Below are 22915 nucleotides of genomic sequence, written 5' to 3' on the forward strand. Positions count from 1 at the left end.
AGTGCCGGCGCCTTTCCCGGTTCGACAAGGAGTTGTCATGCAGGGACGCTTGCGCATCGCCATCGTGGGCTATGGCGTTGCAGGGCAGGCGGCGGGCCTGTTCCTTTCCGCAGCTGGTCATGAGCTGACGATCTTCGAGCAGGCCGATACGCCGGGACCGGTGGGTGCCGGTTTCCTGCTTCAACCGACAGGGTTAAGCGTGCTGGCTCAACTGGGCCTGCACGAACAGGCACTGGCACGCGGCCAGCGCATCGAGCGCCTGTTTGGCTGCAATGTGGCGGGGCGCAGCGTGATGGACATGCGCTATGCCGATCACGCGCCGGGTTGCTTTGGTCTGGGCATGGCGCGTGGCGGCCTGTTTACGCTGCTGCATCGTGCGTATGACGGACATGGCGCGATCCGCACGGGCACGCGTATAGAGCGTGTGTCGGCGGATGGTAAGTATCTGAGCGATGCAGCAGGCGGCGAGCATGGTCCGTTTGATCTGATCGTCGCATCCGATGGCGCGCATTCGATATTGCGGCGGCAGCCGGGTGTCACCGAACGGGAAGTGCTTTACCCGTGGGGCGCCATGTGGTGCCTGTTGCCTGCTGGTGCATGGCCCCATGCTCATGTGCTGCATCAGCGGTATGCCGGGACGCGCGAAATGATCGGCCTGCTGCCGGTCGGTCGCCGTGACGACAGCAACGACCGTTGGCTCACCTTCTACTACAGCCTGCCGGGCGAACAGGTCGATGCGTTCAATGATGCCGCACTTACGCGATTGCGCGAGCGTGTGGCCACCATCTGGCCGGACGCGTTGCCCTTGCTGGCCGATATACGTTCGGCTGTACAGCTGCATCGCGCCCGTTATCGCGATGTGGTGCTTCGCCGCCCGGTGCACGGCAATGTGGTATTCATCGGCGATGCCGCGCACGCCATGAGTCCCCAACTCGGACAGGGCGTCAACATGGCGCTGCTCGACGCGCAGGCGCTTGCGGATGCGCTGGCCGCGCATGACACGTTAACTGCAGCGCTTGATGCGTACTCGCGCGAACGCCGCCGGCACGTGCGCATCTATCAGCGGCTCAGCCGCTGGTTAACACCCTTGTTTCAGTCGGACCGCAGCTCGCTGGCATGGATGCGCGACCGCTGCTTCGGGCCACTCGGGCGCATGCCAGTAGCGCGGGGCCAGATGTTGCGCATTCTCACTGGCACCAAGCGGACGTGGTGGTAGCGATCGCCAGTCGCTTGCAACACTCAGTACCAGTCGAGCAGCGACAACCCTATGCCCAGATACGTCGCGTTGTGGTTGTAGTCGATCAGGCTTTCGCCGTAGCCCTTGAACAGCTCCATATAGCCGCGCAGGTTGCCCGCCACAGGAAACGACCACGTGAACTGTGCGGCGCCATGGCTGCGGTCGCCGCCACGCAGCGAGTGACGGAGCATCAGGCCGAATTCCTGGCCCTTCCACTCGTGGATGATTTGCATGTCGGCGCGACCCACGTAGTCGCTGATGTCGGGATTGTTGTCGTCGGTGCCGCCTTCTGGCACGCGCCACCAGGGGCGGACCGTCACGGTCCAGTTGTCGCGCTCGAAGCCGACGTAGCCCATCACGCGGTTCCAGCTGCGCGACAGCGGGTCCGATTGACCGTTGGACTGATGATTGAAACCGATGCCAAGCAAGCGGCCATTCCATCCGGCGATGTCGTAGTTCGTGTTGAAAACGAGCATGGCTTCGGGCTCGTAGTTGGTTTCACGGAATGGCCGCGATTCCTGCTTGTTGTACACCTGCCAGCGCGAGGACTGGGTGTAAGCCACCCATACATCGCCAGCGTCGCCAAACACGCCTTGCCAGATCTTGGTTTTCAGGCTGAGCTGGAATTTGCTTTCGATGTTGTCCAGGTTCTCAGGTGTATTGACCGTATTGAGTGGATTGGGGCTGGTGGGTTGCCGGTTCTGGTTGCTGCTGGCGAAGAACGGCATCACCGTGATGGGTTTGTAGCCGCGCAAATTGAAGGTGCCCAGTTTGCTTTCCGGTGAAAGCTCCCAACGGCTGTCGAGCAACGACAATGCCGGAGCCTCTTGCGCTTGTTCGGGAGAGGGCGTTGCCTTGGCACTCGGCGTTCTGGCCGTTTCGTGGCTGAAAACCGTGACAGTGGGGGCGTTGGTTGCCGCGCCGTTCGTTTCATCCTTCTTCTGCGCTGCAGGCATGCCATCACGCCCGGCGATGCGGTCATAGCAGGCGAGTCGTTGCGAATCGGTTTCGATGGCAGTGCACGCGCGCATATCCGCGGGTTCGGCGTTCTGTGCACGCACGGCAAGTGGGAACAAGCCGGGAACGAGCGCCAGGGCTGTCAGAGAGATCGGTCGCAGCATGAGGCATCGTCCTGGTGTCGCACGCTTTCCGGATTCTCAACCCTGACCGGAAGCGGCATGCATCGCATGTGACGACGCGGGGCGCTGTCGCCAGCGCCCCGCGTCGAGATGCGCCATATTACCTGTTGTTATTCACCCAGCGCTCGTACTGGGATTTCGTAATGTGTCCTGTGTGGCCTTTGTCGACATAGAGGAAGTCATTGGCCAGCAACGGGTATGCTGCAGCCTGATCCTCAGTGATGTAACGCGAGCCGCCGGACAATTGCTCGAAGCTTGGTGCCGGGCCTGCGTTCACCTGCGGCACGGTGGAGTGAATGGTCACCTGGCCCTGCGCTGTATTGAACTGCGTCGAGCTCGTGGTGCTCGCTGACTGGGATGCAGGCATCGTGCTCATCGGTGTCGATGACGGTGGCATTGACTGGTCCTGCGCCAACAGGGTGCCAGCGAATAGCATCGAGCCTGCGGTAACAAGTGCGAGTAGGGGAGTGCGGTATTTCATCAGTGTGACTCCATGCCAGAATGCGTGGCTCGTGGACGGATGTCGGCGTCTGGAATGTATCGCGGCAATGGAATGCTGCGTGTTCCTTCGCCAGCTCCCACGCTAACAAAGTCAGGCTAAATGCCGCTTCAACACAGGCACGCGATCACGTGAAGTCATCGTTACCGTTGTCTATCCCTTCATCTGCGGCGCACGTCGCATTGAGTCTGACGCAAGCGCAGCGTCTTCATCTTGTTGCGCAAGGGTTATTGCATCGTCCTCGTTCGCGTGCGCAGCCTTCGGATGTGGTGGCTGCCATCGCGCGCATGAAACTGCTGCAGATCGACAGCATTCATGTCGTCGCGCGCAGCCCTTATCTCGTGTTGCACGCGCGGCTCGGCAACTACGATCCGCAGTGGCTTGATGACGCGCTGGAAGCCGGCAAGCTTGCCGAGTGCTGGGCGCATGAAGCGTGTTTTGTGCCTGCCAGCGATATTGCTTTTCATCAGGCGTGGCGCATGCAGCGCTCGGCGCATTGGGCTTACAAGCATGCCGATCGCATGCATCGCGACCATCGCGAAGGCATGGATGGATTGCTGACGCATATCCGCCATGCTGGCGCCGCACGCGCGGCGGATTTCGAAAGCGAGCAGCGAGGCGCTGGCGGTTGGTGGTCGTGGAAACCGGAGAAGCGCTGGCTAGAAGCGTGGTTTGCTCTGGGCGAACTCATGGTGACGCGGCGCGAACGCTTTCAACGTGTTTACGATCTGGCCGAGCGTGTGCAAGCCAAACTCGATCCGCCACTCGATCGGCAACAGCTGACCTTCGATCACGCAGCGCTGCGCCAGCGCTTCATGGTGGATAGCGTGCGCGCACTGGGCATCACGCAGGCGCGCTGGATCGCTGACTACTATCGCCTAAAGCCAGCCGTGACCGACAAGGAGCTGGCGCCGCTGGTCGTGGACGGCGAGCTGCTTGCGGTGCAGGTGGCCGGTTGGGATGTGCCGGCCTATGTCCATCGCGACCATACAGACGCGCTGGAGCAGGCCGCGCAAGGCCAATTGCGCGGCACCCATACAACGCTGCTGTCGCCATTCGACCCGGTAGTGTGGGATCGCGCGCGCGCGCAGGCGCTGTTCGGCTTCGAATACACCATTGAGTGCTATGTGCCGGCGCCCAAGCGACGCTATGGCTATTACGTGTTGCCCATCCTGCATCGGGGCAAGCTGATTGGCCGCCTCGATGCGAAGGCACATCGCCGCGATGGTGTATTCGAGATCAAAGCGCTTTTTCTCGAACCTGGTGTAGAGCCTTCAGACCGCTTGCTGGCTGACGTGGCCAAGGCTGTGCAGGCTTCCGCTCAATGGCACGCTACGCCTGAGGTGCGTCTGGCACGCAGCCGACCCGCTTCCGTGGCGGCTGCGCTGCGTGCGCTATGGCGTGGCGCCTGATCGCTCAGGGCGTGCTGGAAGAGGAAGCCGGGCTCCCCGACGCACACGACTTGCCGTGCAGAGCCTGCCTTAGCTGAGTGGCCAGCGCGGTGCATCGTGCGCCCAGTTGGGGGCGCACGGTGGGGTCCTGTGAGTCGCGCAACAGGCTGGTGCGCATCGCTTCGTAGTGCGATTCGATATCGGTCGGGGCATAGATGGCCGCCGCCTGGTGGCAGGCTACGTAGCTGGAGAGATAGTCGTCGCAGGCCGGGATGCCGGTGCTCTCCGGCAAGGCCTTGCCAGTGGGTGCTGCAGGTGCCTTTGCGGCGCCGGTACTTGGCGCGCGGGCTCCGCTGGCTGCCCCGCTGGGGCTGGCGCTGGTGGCCGTGGTGGTGTGGGTGGGCGTGGTCGGGTGGGTGGACGACTGGCCGGAGCAACCTGCCAGCGCGAGGCCACCCAAGGTAAGGGCGAGGAGGGTTATGCGGTAACGGGGGGGCATCATGGGGCTTCTCCTACGCGCAAAATATTCCGGGCCGGACATCCGGGTTAGCTGTCCGAGCTAAAGAATGGATGAAATGCGAAGATGGCGTGAAAATCAAACGAACCGCCGAATCGCCTTATAGGTATCCATTCAGGTTCGACGTAGCCGATCTATTCGCCTTGCGAAGTGGGAACGGTTATGATGTGGGTACTGTGTTTGCCGGGGTCACCAGAGTTTTGTGACCCGATGCCGCCTGATCTCGATCTAGCCTCATCGCCTCACCCCTAGGGTTTCCTTGCACACCAGTAAGCCGGCTCGCGTAAGTTGCGCGGGTTTAGTCTCTTTAATCCTATGGAGTGATTTATATGTCTGATCGTCAGATCGGTACCGTCAAGTGGTTCAACGATGCCAAGGGTTTCGGCTTCATCAGCCGTGACAATGGCCCGGATGTCTTCGTGCATTTCCGCGCGATCCAGGGCAATGGCTTCAAGAGCCTCGTCGAAGGCCAGAAGGTCGAATTCAAGGTCGTGCAGGGTCAGAAGGGCCTGCAGGCTGACGAAGTGATCCCGAAGTAATAAGCGGTTTTCAAAACGCTAATAAAAGAGCCAGGCAGAAATGCCTGGCTTTTTTGTTTTCAGGGATTAAATGTCGTGAAAATGTGAAAATGCGAAAGTTGATAAGGGTCATTCACTTGCATTAAAAAAATCCGTTATGCTGCGTTTACTGTGGTTGCTCGGTCACGTGCGTGCCCGATGCGCGACTCGCAAGAGTCCACATCGCTTCACCCGATCCCTGCATGCCCAGTAAGCCGTCGGCCAAAGGGGAGGCTGACTTGTCTCAGCATCGAGCAGATCGGAGTGAGTCATGTCGGATCGTGAAGTTGGCACAGTCAAATGGTTCAACGACGCCAAAGGCTTTGGCTTTATCAGTCGTGAAAGCGGCCCGGATGTTTTCGTGCATTTCAGGGCTATCAGCGGCAGCGGATTCCGCAGCCTGAAAGAAGGGCAAAAGGTGAGCTTCAAGGTTGTGCAAGGCCAGAAGGGTCTGCAGGCCGATGAAGTGGCTCCCGCCTGAGCATGCAGCAAACAAGTGCAACGAAAAAGGCCGGCGCAAGCCGGCCTTTTTCTTGCGCGTGACTTTTTACTCACCCGCAGATTCGCTAGCCTGAGGTGTTTTCCCTTTTCAGCGCACCCACGCATGTCTGCAGCGTCTATTGCCGAGTTGTCATTACCACCCAGCGAGACGCTGCCCGCCGCGACGGCAGATGGCGCCCGGGCAGATGTGCTGCTGCAGTTACCTGCGGGCCACGTCGCGCAGGTGCTGTATTGGCTGCCGGCGTTGGGCATATCTGCCAAACACTATCTGCCACTGGCCCAGTCGCTGGCGGAGCGCGGTATTGCCGTCGCCATCCACGAGTGGCGTGGTATCGGCTCCAGCAACCGGCGCGCGGGCCGGCGTGAGAATTGGGGCTACCGCGAACTGTTGCAGGACGATTTGCCGGCTGGCCTGGCCGCGATACGCAGGCGCCTGCCGCATGCGGACTACCGGCTGGGTGGACACAGTCTGGGCGCGCAGATGGCGTCGTTGTACGCCGCTCTGCATCCGCAGGAGGTGGCTGGGCTGGTGGTGGTCGCGAGCGGGTCGCCGTATTGGCGGCAGTTCCGCTTTGGCCGTTTTATCTGGCTGGCGTATGTGGCCGCACCCTGGCTGGCCCGTGCGGTGGGCTACCTGCCTGGGCGGAGGCTCGGTTTTGGCGGCAATGAGGCGCGGCGGCTCATCGACGACTGGGCGCGCAGTGGCCGCACCGGGCGGTACGCGGCGCAGGGCCTGGACGAGGATCTGGAGCAGCGTCTGCGCCAACTGAAGTTGCCCGTGCTGGCATTGCGTCTGCAGGACGACTGGCTCGGTCCGCAAGCCTCATTGGCGTGGTTGCTCGGAAAAATGCCCCACAGCCGCAGCGTGCAGCAGGTGATTACGGCCGCCGATCTCAGTACCGGTCACGCGGACCATTTCGGCTGGATGAAGGCGCCCTGGCCGATCGCCGAGCGTATGGCCGACTGGTTCGCGGCCGAGCCGCCGCGCACGGGGCCTTGAACCGGACGCGTGGCGACGGCATCTCGGGCAGAACTTTTTCCGGACGGCTCCGATGAAACTTTTTACTCCCTTCGCACAACGCGGCGTCACCTTGCGGAACCGGCTGGCCATCGCCGCGATGTGCCAGTACTCCGCAGTCGACGGCGTACCCGATAACTGGCATCTGGTGCATCTGGGCAGCCGTGCGGTGGGCGGGGCGGCGTTGCTCGTGGCCGAAGCAACGGCGATTTCGCCAGAAGGGCGTATTTCCGCCGGTGACGTGGGCTTGTGGAACGACACGCAACTGGCCGCCTGGCAGCCGATCACTCGCTTTATCACGGCGCAAGGTGCGATTGCCGGTGTCCAGCTCGCGCACGCCGGCCGCAAGGCAAGCGTGCTGCCGCCATGGGAGGGTGGACACCCGCTCGCCCAGGATGCCGGCGCATGGCAGACCGTGGCACCTTCCGCGTTGCCGTTCGATGCGCACTGGCATGTGCCGCACGCGCTTGATGAGGCGGGCATCGCGAAGGTGGTGGCAGATTTCCGTGCGGCCGCGCTGCGCGCATTGGATGCAGGCTTCCAACTTATTGAACTGCACGGCGCTCACGGCTATCTGCTGCATCAGTTTCTTTCGCCGTTGAGCAACCATCGCACCGACGCTTATGGCGGCAGCTACGAGAACCGTACACGGCTGGTGCGCGAAGTGATCGCAGCGGTGCGCGAAGTGTGGCCGGACCATTTACCGTTATGGCTGCGCATTTCCGCCACCGACTGGACCGAGGGTGGCTGGGATATCGAACAGAGTGTGCAGCTGGCGCGTGATGTGAAGTCGATGGGTGTGGATTTGATCGACGTCTCCAGCGGTGGCGTGGTCCCCCACGCAAAGATTCCGGTGGCACCTGGCTATCAGGTGCCTTTCGCGGCACGCATCCGGCATGATGCGGGTATCGCTACGGGTGCGGTGGGGCTCATCACTGAATCCACACACGCCGCGCGGATCATCGAGGAGGACGCTGCTGACCTGGTGCTGATCGCGCGCGAAAGCCTTCGCGATCCCTATTTTCCGCGTCGCGCAGCACAAGAATTGGGCATGCCCATCACGGCGCCTTTGCAGTATCAGCGAGCTTGGTAATTCGAGGAATCGGGATGGAACAGCAACCGATAGTGATCGATGGTCGTGTGCACGACCTGGGTGATGGCTTCAACGTACGTCGTCTGTTGCCGGTGTTGCAGGCTCGGCACGTGGGTCCGTTCGTATTCTTTGACTACATGGGGCCGGTGACCTTTCTTGCCGACAAGGGCATGGACGTGCGGCCGCATCCTCATATCGGTCTGGCCACCGTCACGTGGTTGTTCGAAGGCGTGATCCGTCATCGCGACAGCATCGGCAGCGTGGCCGACATACGTCCCGGTGAAGTGAACTGGATGACGGCGGGGCGCGGCATCGTGCATTCCGAACGTACGCCGCCCGATGCGCGTACCGGCAGTCTGCGCGCGCATGGCATCCAGGTATGGGTGGCCCTGCCGCAGAAGGATGCGGAAGTGGAGCCCGAATTCCATCATCACGGTGCCGATGAGTTGCCGCGTATCGATCTGCCGGGCGCACAACTGGTGTTGATTGCAGGTACTGGCTACGGCAAGCAGTCGCCGGTGAAAGTGTTCGCGCCGATGTTTTTCATCGAGGCCACGCTGGAGGCCGGTGCCGAGCTGCCGTGGCCGTCGGAGCACCCCGAGCGTGGTGTGTGTGTGGTCGACGGCGAAGTGGAGTGGGATGGCGTGACCGTGCAGCCCATGCAGGCTGCTGTGCAGGCAGGCCCCGATTCTCCGCCGCTTCGCGCACGCACGGCGAGCCGCGTCATGCTGTTTGGTGGTGCACCGTTGGATGGCGAGCGTCACCTGTGGTGGAACTTCGTGGCCAGCACGCGCGAGCGCATCGAACAGGCCAAGGCGGACTGGGCCGCGCAGCGCATGGGCAAGGTGGTGGGTGACGAAGACGAGTTCATCCCGCTGCCCGCTTGATCGACCGATGCCGGGGCGGTGCGTTGCATGCTGCATCCGCGCATGCAACGCCACGCGCGGCGGTTTACGCTGATATGACCGCCTTACGGATAACCGGCATGTCCCGTTACGCCAGCTTCCGCGAGTTCTATCCGTTCTACCTGAACGAGCACAGCGACCGTCAATGCCGGCGGATGCACTTCATAGGCAGCACCCTGGTGCTGGCGGTGATCGTGCTGGCAGGGTTGACGGGCAACGCATGGTGGCTGTTGCTGGCGCCGGTGACCGGCTACGGCTTCGCCTGGATCGGCCACTTCGTATTCGAGAAGAACCGCCCCGCCACCTTCACCCATCCGTTGTACAGCTTGATGGGCGATTGGGTGATGTACTGGGACATCCTGCGCGGCAAGGTGAAGATCTGACGTTAGCTGTTTTGTAGGAGCGCACTTGTGCGCGACCGCAGCGTCATGTCGTTGCCGCTCCGTAGGTTTGTCGCGCACAAGTGCGCTCCTACAGAGCGTCGGGGTTTAGCGGTATTGCTGATGGCAGGACTGGCAGGTCTCTCCAATCGGCTTGATCGCCGCTGCCAGCGCCTTGCAGTCGGCAGGCGCGGCATCCAGTGCTGCCTGGGTCTTGTCGTGGAGCTTGGAGATCTCGTCGAGGAACGGCTGATCCACGCCGGGGAACGCGGCGCTGATATCGGCGGAGGTTTCCAGCAAACGGGTAAGGTGCTGGCGGGACTCGGTGGCGTCGCAACGCTGGGTCTTCACCGCCTGGCTGAGGGCGCCGGCATGGTGCGCCATCACCGACATCACGGCATGCGGAAACGGATTGCGCTCACGGAGGGCATTCATGGCGAACACCGTGCAGATGATGCCGATGACCAGACCGAGCGCGATCAGGATGGCGTTGCGCATGCATGGGTTTCCAGTGGTTGGGAGCGGGCAAGCATAACCCGCCCTTGGCGCGGCCAAGCTGCGGTGGCCACGCGTAACCGCTAAAATGGCCGGAGTTCAACAGGTTGGAATCGTTCCAGTGAAGCATTCAGAAGTGGCGGACGGCATGGTCTCCGCCCGTCATGACGAGCACGCAGCGGCCACGGCGGTCGCTTTTCCGCGCGAGCGTTTTGCAGGTGTCGAGCGTCTGTATGGCGTGGGTAGCGTCGACAAGCTGGCCCAGAGCCATGTGTGCGTGATCGGCATCGGCGGTGTCGGCTCGTGGGCGGCGGAGGCATTGGCACGCAGCGGCGTGGGTCATCTCACGCTGATCGATGCCGACGAGATCTGCGTTTCCAACACCAACCGCCAGCTGCACGCGCTGGATGGCGAGTTCGGTAAATCGAAGGTCAAGGTGATCGAGGCGCGCCTTCGCGCGATCAATCCGGCCATCAAGGTGGACGCGATAGAGCGCTTCCTCACCACCTCCACGCTCGACGAACTGCTCGACCGCGGCTATGACGTGGTGCTTGATGCGTGCGATGCGTTCCGCGTGAAGCTGGAGGCCATCGCGTGGTGCCGCCGCCGCAAGTTGCCGATGGTGACCGTCGGCTCGGCCGGTGGCCGTACCGATCCCACGCAGATCCGCGTGCGTGACCTGTCGCGTACTGAGCACGACGCCATGTTCAGCCTGATCCGCAAAAAGCTCCGGCAAGACTTCAACTTTCCGCGCAACCCGGATCGCTACTTTGGCGTATCGGCGGTGTACTCGCTGCAGAACGTGCAGTACCCGCAACCGGACGGCACCGTGTGCGGCACGCGCCCGCCGGTAGCGAACGGCGCCGAGGCGCTCAACCTTGCCTGTGGTGGCGGCCTTGGCGCCGCCACGCATGTCACAGGTGCCTTTGCCTTTGCGGCGGTGGGCAGGGTGATGGAAAGGCTTTTGAGCGAGAAGTGAGTGAACGAAGAGTGAGAAGTGAGAGAAAGCGGGCTCTCTCTCTCTTTTCTCACTCCTCTCAACTCACTCCTGGCTCTATCACCAACCCATGTAATGCCCACCATTGATGGAGAGGTTGGCGCCGGTAATCCAGGCAGCCTCTTCACCCGTGAGGAAGGCCACTGCATGGGCGATTTCCTCGGGTTTGCCAAGGCGGCCCACCGGGATCTGCGCAATGATTTTTTCGCGCACGTCTTCCGGCACCGCCATCACCATATCGGTGCCCACGTAGCCCGGCGAGACGGTATTGACCGTGATGCCGAACTTGGCATTCTCCTGCGCCAGCGAAATGGTGAAGCCGTGCATGCCAGCCTTCGCTGCGGCGTAGTTGGCCTGGCCGTACTGGCCTTTCTGGCCATTGATCGAGCTGATCTGCACGATGCGGCCCCACTTGCGGGCGCGCATGCCCTCGATCACCGGGCGGGTGACGTTGAAGCAGGCGTTGAGGTTGGTATTCACCACTTCCATCCACTGGGGATAGGTCATCTTGTGAAAGGTGGTGTCGCGGGTGATGCCGGCGTTGTTCACCAGGATCTCCACCGGGCCCATGGCCGCTTCAATGATGCGCGCCATGGCTTCGCAGGAATCCGGGTCCTTCACATCGCCCGGCACCAGCATCACTTCGATGCCTTCCTTCGCCATCATTTCCTTGATCGCTTCGGCTTTCGCCTGGTCGCGGTAGTTGGTGGCTACCCGATGTCCCTGGCGGGCGAGGTAGCGAATGATGGCCGTGCCGATACCGCCGGTGCCGCCAGTGACCAATGCCGTGCGCTGCGTCATGCCTGTTCTCCGAGAGATGCTGATACCTGACCGACTCATCGTGATGCCGGGGCGATGCCATGTCTAGCATGCCGAATATGGCAAAACGTCGACGGGCATACGTCGTTTCGCTGCGTTGTGCAGCTCATGCGAAACGAAGCTCTTTATATAGCGTTTTACGCTGCGGCGCGTTCGCTGCAATGCGGCAAACGAGCAGGGTCGAAATGGGCCAGCGCGTGCGCCAGCAGCGCTGAAGGATTTTGCGCGCCCGGCACCGGTGGCAGGTCGAGAAAGGCGAGGGCGCGACGCAACGCCGGCATCGGGTCGGTCGGGTCCACGGGATGGGCTCGCTCCGATTTGGAGAGCTTGCGGCCGTCGCCATCCAGCGCCAGCGGCAGATGCAGATAACGCGGGGTGGACAGGCCAAGACAGCGTTGCAGGTAAATCTGCCGGGGCGTCGAGTCGAGCAGGTCGTTGCCGCGCACCACGTCGGTGATGCCCTGGAAGGCATCGTCCACCACACAGGCCAGCTGGTAGGCGTAATAGCCCTCAACGCGGCGGATCACGAAATCGCCGGCCGTCGTCCGCAGGTTCGCCACCTGAGGCCCCTGCAGGACGTCGTCGAAGCGGATCTCGATATCCGGTACGCGTATACGCCAAGCGGGGGTCCGGCCCTCGTCGGGCTTCGCCAGGCAATGACCGTCGAGGTGCAAGCCTCCCGCCAGGTCATTGCGGCTGCACCAGCAAGGGAACACCTGGCCGGCTGCTTTCAGTTGCTCGAAAGCCGCGTCGTAGGCTCCGATGCGGGTCGACTGAAACAACGCAGGCGCATCAGCAACCAGGCCGAAGGCGGGCAGGGCCGCAAGGATGCTCTCGGCCGACCCGGGCATTTCGCGCGGCGGATCCATGTCCTCCACCCGCAGCAGCCATTGCCCGCCCGCGTGGCGAGCGCACAACCAGCTGCCGACAGCGGCCACCAGCGAACCGAAATGCAGATGGCCGGTCGGAGAAGGGGCGAAGCGTCCGCGATAATTCATTCGCCCATTTTAAGGGCCAGCCATGCTCTTGTAGGAGCGCACCCACTGCGGGACCGGCGGGGCGCGTTCGCCTGACGTGATGGTGAAGCCTGTATGGTCCTGGCAGGAATTCCCTATCATCAGCCCTTGAAAGCGCAAGATTTCGCCACGATTCTTTCACGGTGGCTCAGGCCACACTTCCCTTTTCATGACTGCCCGAGAGACAGCCATGCGTCGCATCGCATTGTTCCTGCTTACCAATATTGCCGTCCTGTTCCTGCTGAGCATCGTTTGCCATCTGTTTGGCGTCGATCAGTGGGCGGCCGCCCGTGGTTATGGCGGCATGCAGGGCCTGCTCATCTATGCCGCCGTGTTCGGCATGGGGGGCGCCTTCATTTCGCTGGCCATGTCCAAGTGGATGGCCAAGATGTCCACCGGCGCGCGGGTGATCGACCAGCCGCAGAACGAGGCTGAGCGCTGGCTGATGGATACCGTGCGCCATCACGCGCAGAACGCTGGCATCGGCATGCCCGAAGTGGCGATCTACGACGCGCCGGAAATGAACGCGTTTGCCACCGGCATGACCAAGAACAGCTCGCTGGTGGCCGTCAGCACCGGCTTGCTGCAGCAGATGGACCGCGAGCAGGTGTCGGCGGTGCTGGGCCATGAGATTGGCCACGTCGCCAATGGCGACATGGTGACGCTGACGCTGATCCAGGGTGTCGTCAACACGCTGGTGATCGTGGCCGCACGCGTCGTGGGCCGTCTGGTCGACAGCTGGCTTTCCGGCGGCCGCGACAGCCGCGATGGTGGCGGCATCGGCTACTTCGTCACCGTGATGGTGCTGCAGCTGGTGTTTGGCCTGTTCGCCTCGATGATCGTCATGGCCTTCTCGCGCTGGCGCGAGTTCCGTGCCGATGCGGCCGGCGCCAAGCTGGCGGGCCGCGGCGCGATGATCTCCGCCCTGCAACGCCTGCAGGTGCAGCACGGCGAAAGCACGCTGCCCCAGACCATCGCGGCGTTCGGCATCTCCGGTCACCTGGCTACGGGCTTCAAGCGCCTGTTCATGAGCCACCCGCCGCTGGAAGAGCGCATCGCCGCGCTGCAGAACGCCTCGGCCCACGCCTGATTTTCACCCGCTCTCATCATGGGAGCGTGCAGCATGAGGGGCCGACTTGTCGGCCCCTTTGTCTGCATCCCATCCCGTCCGCCTGATCCCTGCAAGAGTCTTTCCGCATGACGAACGCTGCGCCCGAAACCCGCAAATTCGAAGCCGAAGTGGCCCAGGTGCTGCACCTGGTCACGCATTCGCTGTACTCGCACAAGGAGATCTTCCTGCGCGAGCTCATTTCCAACGCTTCAGACGCCTGCGACAAGCTGCGTTTTGAATCGCTGGCCAAGCCCGAACTGTTGGCGGGCGAAGGCGCGCTGCGCATCGACGTGAGTTTTGACGAGCAGGCGCGCACGATCACCGTGCGCGACAACGGCATCGGCATGAGCCGCGATGAAGTGGTCGCCAATATCGGCACGATTGCCAGCTCGGGCACGCGTCGTTTTCTTGAAGCCATGAGCGCCGAGCAGAAAACCGATGCGCGACTGATCGGCCAGTTTGGCGTGGGCTTCTATTCCGCTTTTGTGGTGGCCGACCGCGTCACCGTGCTCAGCCGTCGTGCCGATCTGGCTGTCAGCGAGGGCGTGAAGTGGGAGAGCGATGGCAAGGGCGAATACAGCCTCGCGGCGGTCGACCTTCCCGAGCGTGGTACGGCGGTGATCCTGCACCTGAAGGCCGATGAGAATGAGTTCCTCAAAGGCTGGGAATTGCGCGCCCTGATTCGCAAGTATTCGGATCACGTGGCATTTCCGATCCGCATGCCAAAGGAAGATGACGGCAAGCCCACCGGCGAGTGGGAAACCGTCAACGATGCGTCGGCGCTGTGGGCCAAGCCGCGCAACGAAATTTCCGATGAGGACTACCAGAGCTTCTACAAATCGTTGGGCCACGACTTCAACGATCCGCTGGCCTGGACGCATAACCGTGTGGAAGGCAGCCAGAGCTTTACCACGCTGTTGTACATCCCCGAGCAACCGCCGTTCGACCTGATGATGGGCGGCCGTGATGAGCGAAAAGGGCTGAAGCTCTACATCAAGCGCGTTTTCATCATGGACGCGGCAGAGGAATTGCTGCCGAACTATCTGCGCTTCGTGCGAGGCGTGGTCGATTCGGACGATCTGCCGCTCAATGTGAGCCGCGAGATTCTTCAGCACAATCGCCAGCTGGAGCGCATTCGCGCGGCATGCATCAAGCGCGTGCTCGATCTGCTGGAGAAGCTGGCGCGCGAAGAGCCGGAGAAGTTTGCGACGTTCTACAAGTCCTTCGGCAACACGCTGAAAGAAGGCATTGCAGAAGACGCCGCCAACCGCGAGCGCATTGCCAAGCTGTTGCGTTTTGCCTCGACCAAGGGCGAGGGTGCCGCGCAAACGGTGTCGCTGGACGATTACATCGCACGCATGCCGGTGGGGCAGGACACCCTTTGGTACATCACGGCCGACGGCTACGCGGCGGCCATCGGCAGCCCGCAGTTGGAGGCGTTCAAGGCCAAGGGCATCGAAGTGCTGCTGATGTTCGATCGCATCGACGAATGGATGCTCAACAGCCTCACGGAATATGCGGGCAAGAAGCTGCGCAACGTCGCCAAGGGCGAGCTGCCGCTCGATGAGGCTGACAAAAAGCAGCAAGAGGAAGCCAGCAAGGCTGCCGCGCCGTTGGTCAGCAAGCTCAAGGAGCTGCTGGGCGATCGCGTGGGCGATGTGCGCGTGTCGGCCCGACTGACTGATTCGCCGTCCTGCCTCGCGCTTTCGGACTTCGAGATGGCGCCGCATCTGGCGCGGCTGTTGCGTGAAGCCGGCCACGACATGCCGCAGGCCAAGCCCACGCTGGAGATCAATCCGCAGCATCCTTTGCTGAAGCGCCTGGACGCGGAGGCGGATGCCGGCAAGGCGGCGGATCTCGCCAATCTGTTGCTGGATCAGGCGGAGATCGCAGCGGGTGCGCAGCTGCCGGACCCGGCGGCGTTCGTGCAGCGTTTGAATCGCCTTATCGTGGGGTGAGAGGGACTCCGTAGCCTTTAAGTCCGTCATTCCGGCGCAGGCCGGAATCCAGTGACGTCAGTCATCGGTTATCGCGAGGCGTGGACTCAGGCAATCGAAGGGCGCCATAGCCAGCCGCGATAGCCTGCCGCACTCGCCACTGGATTCCGGCCTGCGCCGGAATGACAGGCAGAAGGCTGTGACTCACTCCGGGCATCCACGAAACGGCCGCTATACTGCGGCCGTTTCGTTGTCCGGAATGCCCATGAGCGCGTTGTTGCTGCTTTTCATCTGCCTTCTGCTTGGCGTCCTGGTTGCGCGCTTTGCCAAGCCGCCGTCCGGCATCGTCCATAGCATCAACTGGTGGGTGATCAACGTGGCGCTGCCGGCGCTGGTGCTGGAGCTGGTGCCACGGATCAAGGTGGATGCGCAGCTCTGGTTTCCCGTGGTTGCGATGTGGGTGGTGTTCTTCGGCGCATGGCTGCTGTTCGCGCTCGTAGGCAAAGGGCTGGGCTGGTCGCGCGAACGTATCGGCGCGCTCACGCTGGTGTGCGGCCTGGGCAATACCTCGTTCATGGGGTACCCCATGATGCAGGCCCTGCATGGCAAGGAAGGGCTGGCGTTGGCGGTGGTAGCTGATCAGTTGGGATGCTTTCCTCTGTTGGCGTCAGCAGGTGTGGCGGTGGCGTCGCTTTATGCGGGCAAGACGCCGCAACCGCGGCTGATTGCGCGGCGCATCCTGACCTTTCCTGCGTTTCTTTCGTTGGTGCTTGCCGCGGTCGTGGGAGCGCTTGGAGGCTGGCCCGCCATGCTGGACGACGTGTTCACGCCCATCGGCGCGACGTTGACGCCACTGGCATTGTTCTCGGTGGGTCTGCAATTCAAGTTTCACCTCGGCCCCAGGCAGCTCTCTGCGATGTCGCTTGGGCTGGGCTGGAAGATGGTGCTGGCGCCGCTGGCGGCATGGGAGCTGGGCAGCGTCGCGCATGTCGGTGGCCTGACGCTTACGGTAGGCGTGCTGCAGGCCGCGATGGCGCCCATGATCTCGGCTGCCATTCTGGCCGACGAGTACAAGCTCGAACCCACGCTGGCCAACACGACGCTGGGCGCTGGCATTGTGCTGTCGCTGCTCACGGTGCCACTGGGCAATCTGTGGTTGGGTGGCTGAGCTAAGGAGGCGTCGTTGTTCGTGGCCTGCGCTCAGGCCGTTCGTTGCCGTAGTCGCCAGGTGAGCAGGCCTTCGAAAGCATGGTGGCTACCTTGCGTAGCCCTACTTGGCGGGCGCAAGTGCTTGCGGATCAGCAGCAGGATGGTGGGGGTCTGAGCGACAATAGGGGCATGTCTTCGACGTCATCTCCTCAAACGGACGCTGTACGCGCCGATGTGTGGCTCTGGGCTGCACGCTTCTTCAAGACTCGCAGCCTCGCCAAACAGGCGATCGACGGCGGCAAGATCGATCTCAACGACGGCACCTGCAAACCGGCCAAAGCGGTGCATGTGGGCGATGTATTGCGCATCGGCCGGGGCGAGGAGCGGCTGGAGGTCGAGGTGCTGGCTCTGTCCGAAAAGCGCGGCCCGGCACCGGCCGCGCAGGCGCTTTACCGCGAAAGCGAAGCCAGTGTGGCGGCGCGCGAAGCGGCGAAGGCCCAGCGCAAGCTGGTGGGGGCGATGGCCCCGCCAGGTCGTCCAGACAAGCAGGCACGTCGAGAATTGCGACGGCTTAAAGACTCCATGTGAGTCACCCATCGCAGAAAGCGGCGCGATTCTGCGGGAGCATCAGCATTGTGGAAAGGCTGCGCAAGGGCGCGGTCTCCCATCGATACGATGCTGGAGGAACGACAATGACGGGTTTGGCATTCCTGAAGCGTTGGCTTGGGGCTGCAACGCAGGCGGCGCAGCCGGACGCCTGGTCCAAAACCACCCAGGGCGCGCGCGTCATGGTGGTGGACGACTCGGCCACCATTCGTGCCGTGCTGGGGCGCATGCTGGAGGTCGATGGCTACCAGGTCACTCGAGCTGCCGACGGCGAAAGCGCGCTTGAACTCGTACATGTCGAGCCGCCTTCGCTGATTTTCCTCGACATCGTGCTGCCGGGTATCAATGGTTTCTCGGTACTGCGCACGCTGCGGCATGACCCGCTGACGCGCCATATCCCAATCGTGATGATCAGCGGCAATCAGCAGGCCACCGAACAGTTCTACGTGCAGCGCTTCGGTGCCGATGACTTCATCAGCAAGCCGTTCGGTCAGGCCGATGTGGCTCGCAGCATCGACGGGCTGGTCCGCCTGGGGCGGTTGCCTGCGCGTCAGGCGGGCGTGGTGATTCCGCTGTCGGCGCCGGTGGAAGAGATTCCCGCCTTGCTGGCCAACGCCACGGGCGAAGTTCCGCCCGCTCACAACATGCCAGAACTGGCTGCCTGAGCAAACGGCATAGCACAGGAAAAAGGGTGGCATCCCGATGGGATGGCCACCCTTTTTGTTATACGGCATCGCCTGACGGCTATCCGCTCAGAGCTTGAGTCCCAGCGCGTTGGCGACTCCCGCGCCATAAGCCGGATCGGCCTTGCTGAAATGAGCCAGCTGGCGGCGGATGATCTCTTCCGGCACACCCTGCATGGCCGCAGCAATATTGCCAAACAGCTGCTTCTGCTGATCCGAATTCATCAGGCGGAACAGATCGCCGGCTTGCGTGTAGTCGTCGTTGCCTTCGCGATGATCGTAGCGGTCGGCGTCGCCGGAGATCTTCAGCGGCGGCTCCTTCACGGATTTGTCTTCGACCGGGCCGTTGAACGAATTGGGCTCGTAGTTGACGCTGCCGCCACCATTGCCATCGAAGCGCATTTCGCCGTCACGGTAGTAGTTGTGCACCGGGCAACGCGGACGATTCACCTCCAGCGACTCGTGATTGGTGCCCAGGCGATAACGTGCCGCATCGGCATAGGAGAAGATGCGGAACTGCAGCATCTTGTCCGGGCTGTGGCTGATGCCCGGCACCACATTGGCAGGCGAGAAGCTCGATTGCTCGACTTCGGCAAAGTAGTTTTCAGGATTCTTGTTGAGCTCCAGCACGCCCACTTCGATCAGTGGATAGTCCTTGTGCGGCCAGATCTTGGTGAGGTCGAACGGGTTGTATGAGGTCTTCTCCGCATCCTTCTCCGGCATGATCTGCACGAACATGGTCCACTTCGGGAAGTCTTTGCGCTCGATGGCCTCGTACAGGTCGCGCTGATGCGATTCGCGATCGTTGCCGATGACCTTCGACGCGTCTTCGTTGGTCCAGTTCTTGATGCCTTGCTGAGTCTTGAAGTGGAACTTCACCCAGTAACGCTCGCCCTTCTCGTTCCAGAAGCTGTAGGTGTGGCTGCCAAAACCATGCATGTGGCGCAGGGTGGCGGGCAGGCCGCGATCGCTCATCAAAATCGTCACCTGATGCAGCGACTCCGGTGACAGTGACCAGAAGTCCCACATCGCCGTCGCGTTGCGCAGATTGCTGCGCGGGTCGCGCTTCTGCGTATGGATGAAGTCCGGAAACTTGTACGGGTCGCGCACAAAGAACACGGGCGTGTTGTTGCCCACCAGATCCCAGTTGCCTTCCTCGGTATAGAACTTGATGGCGAAGCCGCGCACATCGCGCTCGGCATCGGCGGCACCACGTTCACCGGCCACGGTGGAGAAGCGCAGAAACAGCGGCGTCTTGCTGCCCGGTTTGAACACTTTGGCGCGCGTGTACTTGGTGATGTCGTGGGTGATGGTCAGCGTGCCATGGGCGGCTGATCCCACGGCATGCACGACGCGCTCGGGGATGCGCTCGCGATTAAAGTGAGCGTGCTTTTCGAACAGTTGATGATCCTGCACCAGCAACGGGCCGCGCGGCCCGGCGGTGAGGCTGTTCTGGTTGTCGGGAACGGGCGCGCCGGACGAGGTGGTGAGGGTTCTGCGATGTGCGCTCATGTCGAGTTCCTTGCTGACGAAGAATGGCTGGCGTGCCCTGCAATGTAGGCAAGCAAATCCATTTATGGAATTTGATTATTTAAATGCGATTGATAGCCACGATCTATGAAAGGCGATGCCTGTCGCGCCATTGAACAACGAGCATGTCTCCAGTGGAGGTGATGGTTGCGTGACGGCATGACCGTCGCGGCAACATCCGCGCGTCTTGCACTTTTCAGGCGTTCCGGGCCGCTGGATTCGCGTCGCGGCATCGTTGCCCGAACGCTCGGTCCCGTTCTTGATGGACCTTCACAACTATACGACCAGGGGTGACTGACGATGGATACCCAATCGTGTGAAAGGAGATGCCGTTGTGGCCGAAACCATCGAAGAAGGCGATATGGTGTTCGTGGTCGACGGCGAGGACGGCATCGGCTCAGTGCGCCGTGTCCTTTCCGGCGGCGATGCCTATGTGATCTACATCGAGAACGGTGGCGATTTCGAGATACCAGCCAGCGCGGTACGCGCCGTGCACTCGGGCAAGGTCATTCTCAACCTCGACCGGCTCGCCAGCCCGGTGCTGGAAGCGATAGGTCACGCGAGGAAATCGGAGTTTCCGCACTGACGAGGCAGTCCGCTCCTTTGCGAAGCGTTGCCTGCACGTGGCGAGAGACGAAACGCGCGCCGCTTTGGGCGCGCGTTTCGTTTGGCGCGGTGACGATTACGCCAGCGACTTGAGCCGATAAAGCGCGTCCAGGGCTTCGCGTGGCGTCATGGCATCGGGATCGATGCTTTCAAGGGCACGCTCCACCACCGACGGCGGTGCAGCGAACAGGCCGAGCTGGGGCGATTCCTGCGCAGGCGCGTTGCTACCGGCCGACGAGGCCTGCTGGTACATGCCACGCTCCAGTTCTGCGAGGGTGCGCCTGGCGTCGGCAATCACCGTTTTCGGCAAACCCGCCAGGGCCGCCACCTGCAGACCAAAACTGCGGTTGGCCGGACCTTCCTTCACCGCGTGCATGAAGACCAGCTGCTCGCCGTACTCGACGGCGTCCAGATGCACATTGGCGATCGTCGGGAATTCGTTGGCGAGTTCGGTGAGTTCGAAGTAGTGCGTGGCGAACAACGTGTACGAGCGACTGCTGGCTGCCAGATGCACCGCGGCTGCACGCGCAAGCGCAAGACCATCGTACGTACTGGTGCCGCGGCCGACTTCGTCCATCAGCACCAGGCTGTGCTCGGTGGCGTTGTGGAGGATGTTCGCCGTTTCGCTCATTTCCACCATGAAGGTGGACTGGCCGCGCGACAGATCATCGCCCGCACCGATACGCGTGAAGATGCGATCGATGGGGCCGATCACCGCCCGCGATGCCGGCACGTAGCTACCGATATGCGCAAGCAGCACGATCAACGCGTTCTGCCGCATATAGGTCGACTTACCGCCCATGTTCGGACCGGTGATGACCAGCATGCGGCGGTTGTCGTCCAGCGCAAGGTCGTTCGGTTCGAACGGCTCGTCACGCACTTTTTCCACGACAGGGTGGCGGCCGCGTTCGATGGCGATGCCCGGTTCTTCGGTGAGTTCCGGTGCGCTCCAGTCCAGCGCGGAGGCACGTTCGGCAAGCGTGGCCACCACGTCGAGCTCAGCCATGGCCGAAGCGGCGTTCTTGAGCGGTTCGAGCTGAGCGGTCAGGGTGTCGAGCAAGGCTTCGTACAACGCGCGCTCGCGCATCAGCGAGCGTTCCTTGGCCGAAAGTACCTTGTCCTCGAAGTTCTTCAGTTCTTCGGTGATGTAGCGCTCGGCATTCTTGGTGGTCTGGCGGCGCGTGTAATGCGTGGGCGCCTTGTCGGCCTGACCCTTGCTGATTTCGATGTAATAACCATGCACGCGGTTGTAGCCGACCTTGAGCGTGGGGATACCGCTCGCCGCCTTCTCGCGCTCTTCCAGCTCGACCAGGTATTGGTCGGCATGGGTGGCGAGACGGCGTAGTTCATCGAGCTCGGCGTCGTAACCGTCGGCAATAACGCCGCCATCGCGTTGCAGTACCGGCGGTTGCGGCACGACTGCCTGGGCGAGCAGGTCAGCGGTGCCGGCGTGATCGCCGATGCGTTCCACCAGGTGATGCAAGAGCGGGCTGTCGAGCGGAGCAATCAGCGCGCGCAGCGATGGGGCTGCGGCGAGACCATCGCGCAAGGTGGAGAGATCGCGCGGACGCGCGGAGCGCAGTGCGACACGGGCAAGGATGCGTTCGTGATCGCCGATGCCCCGCAGCTGTTCGCGCAGCGCGTCGTATCGGCGGTTGTCGATCAGCGTGCCGATCGCCTGATGGCGGCTGCGCAGCAGATCGCGCGAGCGCAGCGGGCGATTGAGCCAGCGCCGCAGCAGGCGCGCGCCCATGGGCGTCACGGATTCATCGAGTACGCCGAGCAAGGTGTGCTCGGTACGGCCGCTGGGATGCGTGTCCAGCTCCAGATTGCGGCGCGTGGCGGCATCCAGTGCAATCGTGTCGCCAGCACTTTCCACCGCCATGCCGGAGAGGTGGGGAAGCGCGCTCTTCTGCGTTTCTTCCACATAGCCCAGCAGGCAGCCCGCGGCGGCGATGGCGAGTGGCAGCTTGTCCACGCCGAAGCCGCCAAGATCGCGCGTGCCAAAGAAACGATTGAGTTCGCGACGCGCGGCATCACCGTCGAAATGCCACGGTGGCCGCTTGCGCAGGCCGGGCAGGCCGCTCACAAACTTCGGCCATGCCACGTCTTCGCCTACCAGCGTTTCGGCGGGCTGCAGGCGTGCCAGCTCCGAGGCCAGCGCTTCGGCACTTGGCACTTCGCTCAGGAGGAAGCGGCCGCTAGCCAGATCCACCCAGGCGAGGCCATAAGCGCCGTGCGCGCCAGCAGCAATGGCCATCAGCAGGTTGTCGCGGCGCTCTTCCAGCAGCGCGGCGTCGGTGACCGTGCCTGGCGTGACGATGCGCACCACTTTGCGTTCCACCGGGCCCTTGGAGGTGGCCGGGTCGCCGATCTGCTCGCAGATCGCTACCGACTCGCCCAGACGCACCAGTCGCGCAAGATAGTTTTCGACCGCGTGGTAGGGCACGCCAGCCATCGGGATGGGTTGGCCTGCCGACTGGCCACGCTGGGTCAGCGTGATGTCCAGCAAGCGCGCGGCCTTGCGCGCGTCGTCATAAAACAGCTCGTAGAAATCACCCATCCGGAAGAACAACAGCACATCCGGGTGCTCGGCCTTGGCCGTCAGGTACTGACGCATGACGGGCGAGTGGTCTTTATGGTTTTCGGACATGTAGGGCGGGCTGTTTTATTAAGGTTTGAATGAGCCGGGTGACGGGGGCGCCGGTGAGTACGGGAAGACTCGGGCT

Annotated in this window: 23 protein-coding genes; 15 read left to right on the forward strand and 8 right to left on the reverse strand. The window is 62.5% G+C overall.

What is annotated here, in order from left to right:
* The first annotated feature begins 37 nt into the window (after positions 1–37).
* Entirely contained in the window at positions 38–1216 is a 1179-nt protein-coding gene (locus OQE56_RS09730) for an FAD-dependent oxidoreductase (protein ID WP_267223885.1), read from the forward strand.
* A 23-nt stretch (positions 1217–1239) separates the two neighbouring features.
* Here the strand turns inward: OQE56_RS09730 and OQE56_RS09735 are convergent, their stop codons facing one another.
* Positions 1240–2358 (reverse strand): phospholipase A, encoded by a 1119-nt coding sequence (locus OQE56_RS09735; RefSeq protein WP_267223887.1) that lies wholly within the window; start codon positions 2356–2358, stop codon positions 1240–1242.
* Positions 2359–2476: 118 nt separating this feature from the next.
* Positions 2477–2857, reverse strand: coding sequence for a hypothetical protein (locus OQE56_RS09740; RefSeq protein ID WP_267223889.1), 381 nt, complete (start codon positions 2855–2857; stop codon positions 2477–2479).
* A gap of 200 nt (positions 2858–3057) precedes the next feature.
* Here OQE56_RS09740 and OQE56_RS09745 point away from each other — a divergent pair, with 200 nt between their 5' ends.
* Positions 3058–4287, forward strand: coding sequence for a winged helix-turn-helix domain-containing protein (locus OQE56_RS09745; RefSeq protein WP_267223891.1), 1230 nt, complete (start codon positions 3058–3060; stop codon positions 4285–4287).
* Positions 4288–4291: 4 nt separating this feature from the next.
* On the opposite strand, the gene OQE56_RS09750 is transcribed toward OQE56_RS09745, so the two are convergent.
* A complete protein-coding gene (locus OQE56_RS09750) occupies positions 4292–4768 on the reverse strand; it encodes a hypothetical protein (RefSeq protein ID WP_267223893.1) in 477 nt (158 codons plus the stop codon).
* 344 nt (positions 4769–5112) lie between these two features.
* Here OQE56_RS09750 and OQE56_RS09755 point away from each other — a divergent pair, with 344 nt between their 5' ends.
* The 6 genes from OQE56_RS09755 to OQE56_RS09780 all read left to right on the forward strand — a co-directional run bounded on the left by OQE56_RS09755 (position 5113) and on the right by OQE56_RS09780 (position 9240).
* A complete protein-coding gene (locus tag OQE56_RS09755; protein WP_267223897.1) occupies positions 5113–5322 on the forward strand; it encodes a cold-shock protein in 210 nt (69 codons plus the stop codon).
* 289 nt (positions 5323–5611) lie between these two features.
* Complete coding sequence (locus OQE56_RS09760; protein ID WP_019465668.1) at positions 5612–5821, forward strand: cold-shock protein; 210 nt, start codon at positions 5612–5614, stop codon at positions 5819–5821.
* 123 nt (positions 5822–5944) lie between these two features.
* Positions 5945–6841: an alpha/beta hydrolase family protein gene (locus tag OQE56_RS09765; RefSeq protein WP_267223902.1), complete on the forward strand. Its 897-nt coding sequence runs from the start codon at positions 5945–5947 to the stop codon at positions 6839–6841.
* 52 nt (positions 6842–6893) lie between these two features.
* Positions 6894–7952: an NADH:flavin oxidoreductase/NADH oxidase gene (locus OQE56_RS09770; protein WP_267223904.1), complete on the forward strand. Its 1059-nt coding sequence runs from the start codon at positions 6894–6896 to the stop codon at positions 7950–7952.
* Between the two features lie 14 nt (positions 7953–7966).
* Positions 7967–8839 (forward strand): pirin family protein, encoded by an 873-nt coding sequence (locus tag OQE56_RS09775; protein WP_267223906.1) that lies wholly within the window; start codon positions 7967–7969, stop codon positions 8837–8839.
* Positions 8840–8937: 98 nt separating this feature from the next.
* Positions 8938–9240, forward strand: a complete 303-nt coding sequence (locus tag OQE56_RS09780; protein WP_267223908.1) for an Mpo1-like protein — start codon at positions 8938–8940, stop codon at positions 9238–9240.
* A 105-nt stretch (positions 9241–9345) separates the two neighbouring features.
* Here OQE56_RS09780 and OQE56_RS09785 read toward each other — a convergent pair whose 3' ends face one another.
* Positions 9346–9735 carry a cytochrome c gene (locus tag OQE56_RS09785; protein ID WP_267223910.1) on the reverse strand — a complete coding sequence of 130 codons (390 nt, stop codon included), beginning with the start codon at positions 9733–9735 and terminating at the stop codon, positions 9346–9348.
* 145 nt (positions 9736–9880) lie between these two features.
* On the opposite strand from OQE56_RS09785, the gene OQE56_RS09790 reads away from it, so the two are divergent.
* Positions 9881–10711: a tRNA threonylcarbamoyladenosine dehydratase gene (locus OQE56_RS09790; protein ID WP_267224347.1), complete on the forward strand. Its 831-nt coding sequence runs from the start codon at positions 9881–9883 to the stop codon at positions 10709–10711.
* 78 nt (positions 10712–10789) lie between these two features.
* Here OQE56_RS09790 and phbB read toward each other — a convergent pair whose 3' ends face one another.
* Both phbB and gluQRS read right to left on the reverse strand, forming a co-directional pair.
* Positions 10790–11530: an acetoacetyl-CoA reductase gene (phbB, locus tag OQE56_RS09795; protein ID WP_267223912.1), complete on the reverse strand. Its 741-nt coding sequence runs from the start codon at positions 11528–11530 to the stop codon at positions 10790–10792.
* Between the two features lie 155 nt (positions 11531–11685).
* Positions 11686–12546 carry a tRNA glutamyl-Q(34) synthetase GluQRS gene (gene gluQRS / locus OQE56_RS09800; protein WP_267223914.1) on the reverse strand — a complete coding sequence of 287 codons (861 nt, stop codon included), beginning with the start codon at positions 12544–12546 and terminating at the stop codon, positions 11686–11688.
* Between the two features lie 208 nt (positions 12547–12754).
* Here gluQRS and htpX point away from each other — a divergent pair, with 208 nt between their 5' ends.
* The 5 genes from htpX (at position 12755) to OQE56_RS09825 (ending at position 18032) form a co-directional block, all read left to right on the forward strand.
* On the forward strand, positions 12755–13654 hold the full coding sequence (gene htpX, locus OQE56_RS09805) for a protease HtpX (protein ID WP_267223916.1): 900 nt from the start codon (positions 12755–12757) through the stop codon (positions 13652–13654).
* 107 nt (positions 13655–13761) lie between these two features.
* Positions 13762–15633, forward strand: a complete 1872-nt coding sequence (gene htpG, locus OQE56_RS09810; RefSeq protein WP_267223918.1) for a molecular chaperone HtpG — start codon at positions 13762–13764, stop codon at positions 15631–15633.
* A gap of 244 nt (positions 15634–15877) precedes the next feature.
* The gene (locus OQE56_RS09815; protein WP_267223919.1) at positions 15878–16780 is read left to right on the forward strand and encodes an AEC family transporter; all 903 of its coding nucleotides are present in this window, start codon (positions 15878–15880) and stop codon (positions 16778–16780) included.
* Positions 16781–16950: 170 nt separating this feature from the next.
* The gene (locus OQE56_RS09820) at positions 16951–17349 is read left to right on the forward strand and encodes an RNA-binding S4 domain-containing protein (RefSeq protein ID WP_267224349.1); all 399 of its coding nucleotides are present in this window, start codon (positions 16951–16953) and stop codon (positions 17347–17349) included.
* Between the two features lie 104 nt (positions 17350–17453).
* Positions 17454–18032 (forward strand): response regulator, encoded by a 579-nt coding sequence (locus tag OQE56_RS09825; protein WP_267223921.1) that lies wholly within the window; start codon positions 17454–17456, stop codon positions 18030–18032.
* 87 nt (positions 18033–18119) lie between these two features.
* On the opposite strand, the gene OQE56_RS09830 is transcribed toward OQE56_RS09825, so the two are convergent.
* On the reverse strand, positions 18120–19562 hold the full coding sequence (locus OQE56_RS09830; RefSeq protein WP_267223923.1) for a catalase: 1443 nt from the start codon (positions 19560–19562) through the stop codon (positions 18120–18122).
* Between the two features lie 352 nt (positions 19563–19914).
* On the opposite strand from OQE56_RS09830, the gene OQE56_RS09835 reads away from it, so the two are divergent.
* Positions 19915–20166, forward strand: coding sequence for a hypothetical protein (locus tag OQE56_RS09835; protein ID WP_267223925.1), 252 nt, complete (start codon positions 19915–19917; stop codon positions 20164–20166).
* Positions 20167–20262: 96 nt separating this feature from the next.
* On the opposite strand, the gene mutS is transcribed toward OQE56_RS09835, so the two are convergent.
* A complete protein-coding gene (mutS, locus tag OQE56_RS09840; RefSeq protein WP_267223927.1) occupies positions 20263–22839 on the reverse strand; it encodes a DNA mismatch repair protein MutS in 2577 nt (858 codons plus the stop codon).
* Positions 22840–22915 lie beyond the last annotated feature (76 nt).

The organism is Dyella silvae (assembly GCF_026421305.1).
Taxonomy (GTDB): domain Bacteria; phylum Pseudomonadota; class Gammaproteobacteria; order Xanthomonadales; family Rhodanobacteraceae; genus Dyella; species Dyella silvae.

Bases quoted from the DNA above. Each gene is read 5' to 3' on its own strand.
- mutS (WP_267223927.1), bottom strand. From the start codon at position 22,839: ATGTCCGAAAACCATAAAGACCACTCGCCCGTCATGCGTCAGTACCTG.
- htpX (WP_267223916.1), top strand. From the start codon at position 12,755: ATGCGTCGCATCGCATTGTTCCTGCTTACCAATATTGCCGTCCTGTTC.
- OQE56_RS09730 (WP_267223885.1), top strand. From the start codon at position 38: ATGCAGGGACGCTTGCGCATCGCCATCGTGGGCTATGGCGTTGCAGGG.
- OQE56_RS09780 (WP_267223908.1), top strand. From the start codon at position 8,938: ATGTCCCGTTACGCCAGCTTCCGCGAGTTCTATCCGTTCTACCTGAAC.
- OQE56_RS09750 (WP_267223893.1), bottom strand. From the start codon at position 4,768: ATGATGCCCCCCCGTTACCGCATAACCCTCCTCGCCCTTACCTTGGGT.
- OQE56_RS09815 (WP_267223919.1), top strand. From the start codon at position 15,878: ATGAGCGCGTTGTTGCTGCTTTTCATCTGCCTTCTGCTTGGCGTCCTG.
- OQE56_RS09735 (WP_267223887.1), bottom strand. From the start codon at position 2,358: ATGCTGCGACCGATCTCTCTGACAGCCCTGGCGCTCGTTCCCGGCTTG.
- OQE56_RS09820 (WP_267224349.1), top strand. From the start codon at position 16,951: ATGTCTTCGACGTCATCTCCTCAAACGGACGCTGTACGCGCCGATGTG.
- OQE56_RS09790 (WP_267224347.1), top strand. From the start codon at position 9,881: ATGGTCTCCGCCCGTCATGACGAGCACGCAGCGGCCACGGCGGTCGCT.
- htpG (WP_267223918.1), top strand. From the start codon at position 13,762: ATGACGAACGCTGCGCCCGAAACCCGCAAATTCGAAGCCGAAGTGGCC.
- OQE56_RS09740 (WP_267223889.1), bottom strand. From the start codon at position 2,857: ATGAAATACCGCACTCCCCTACTCGCACTTGTTACCGCAGGCTCGATG.
- OQE56_RS09765 (WP_267223902.1), top strand. From the start codon at position 5,945: ATGTCTGCAGCGTCTATTGCCGAGTTGTCATTACCACCCAGCGAGACG.
- OQE56_RS09825 (WP_267223921.1), top strand. From the start codon at position 17,454: ATGACGGGTTTGGCATTCCTGAAGCGTTGGCTTGGGGCTGCAACGCAG.
- gluQRS (WP_267223914.1), bottom strand. From the start codon at position 12,546: ATGAATTATCGCGGACGCTTCGCCCCTTCTCCGACCGGCCATCTGCAT.
- OQE56_RS09830 (WP_267223923.1), bottom strand. From the start codon at position 19,562: ATGAGCGCACATCGCAGAACCCTCACCACCTCGTCCGGCGCGCCCGTT.
- phbB (WP_267223912.1), bottom strand. From the start codon at position 11,530: ATGACGCAGCGCACGGCATTGGTCACTGGCGGCACCGGCGGTATCGGC.
- OQE56_RS09760 (WP_019465668.1), top strand. From the start codon at position 5,612: ATGTCGGATCGTGAAGTTGGCACAGTCAAATGGTTCAACGACGCCAAA.
- OQE56_RS09775 (WP_267223906.1), top strand. From the start codon at position 7,967: ATGGAACAGCAACCGATAGTGATCGATGGTCGTGTGCACGACCTGGGT.
- OQE56_RS09785 (WP_267223910.1), bottom strand. From the start codon at position 9,735: ATGCGCAACGCCATCCTGATCGCGCTCGGTCTGGTCATCGGCATCATC.
- OQE56_RS09770 (WP_267223904.1), top strand. From the start codon at position 6,894: ATGAAACTTTTTACTCCCTTCGCACAACGCGGCGTCACCTTGCGGAAC.
- OQE56_RS09755 (WP_267223897.1), top strand. From the start codon at position 5,113: ATGTCTGATCGTCAGATCGGTACCGTCAAGTGGTTCAACGATGCCAAG.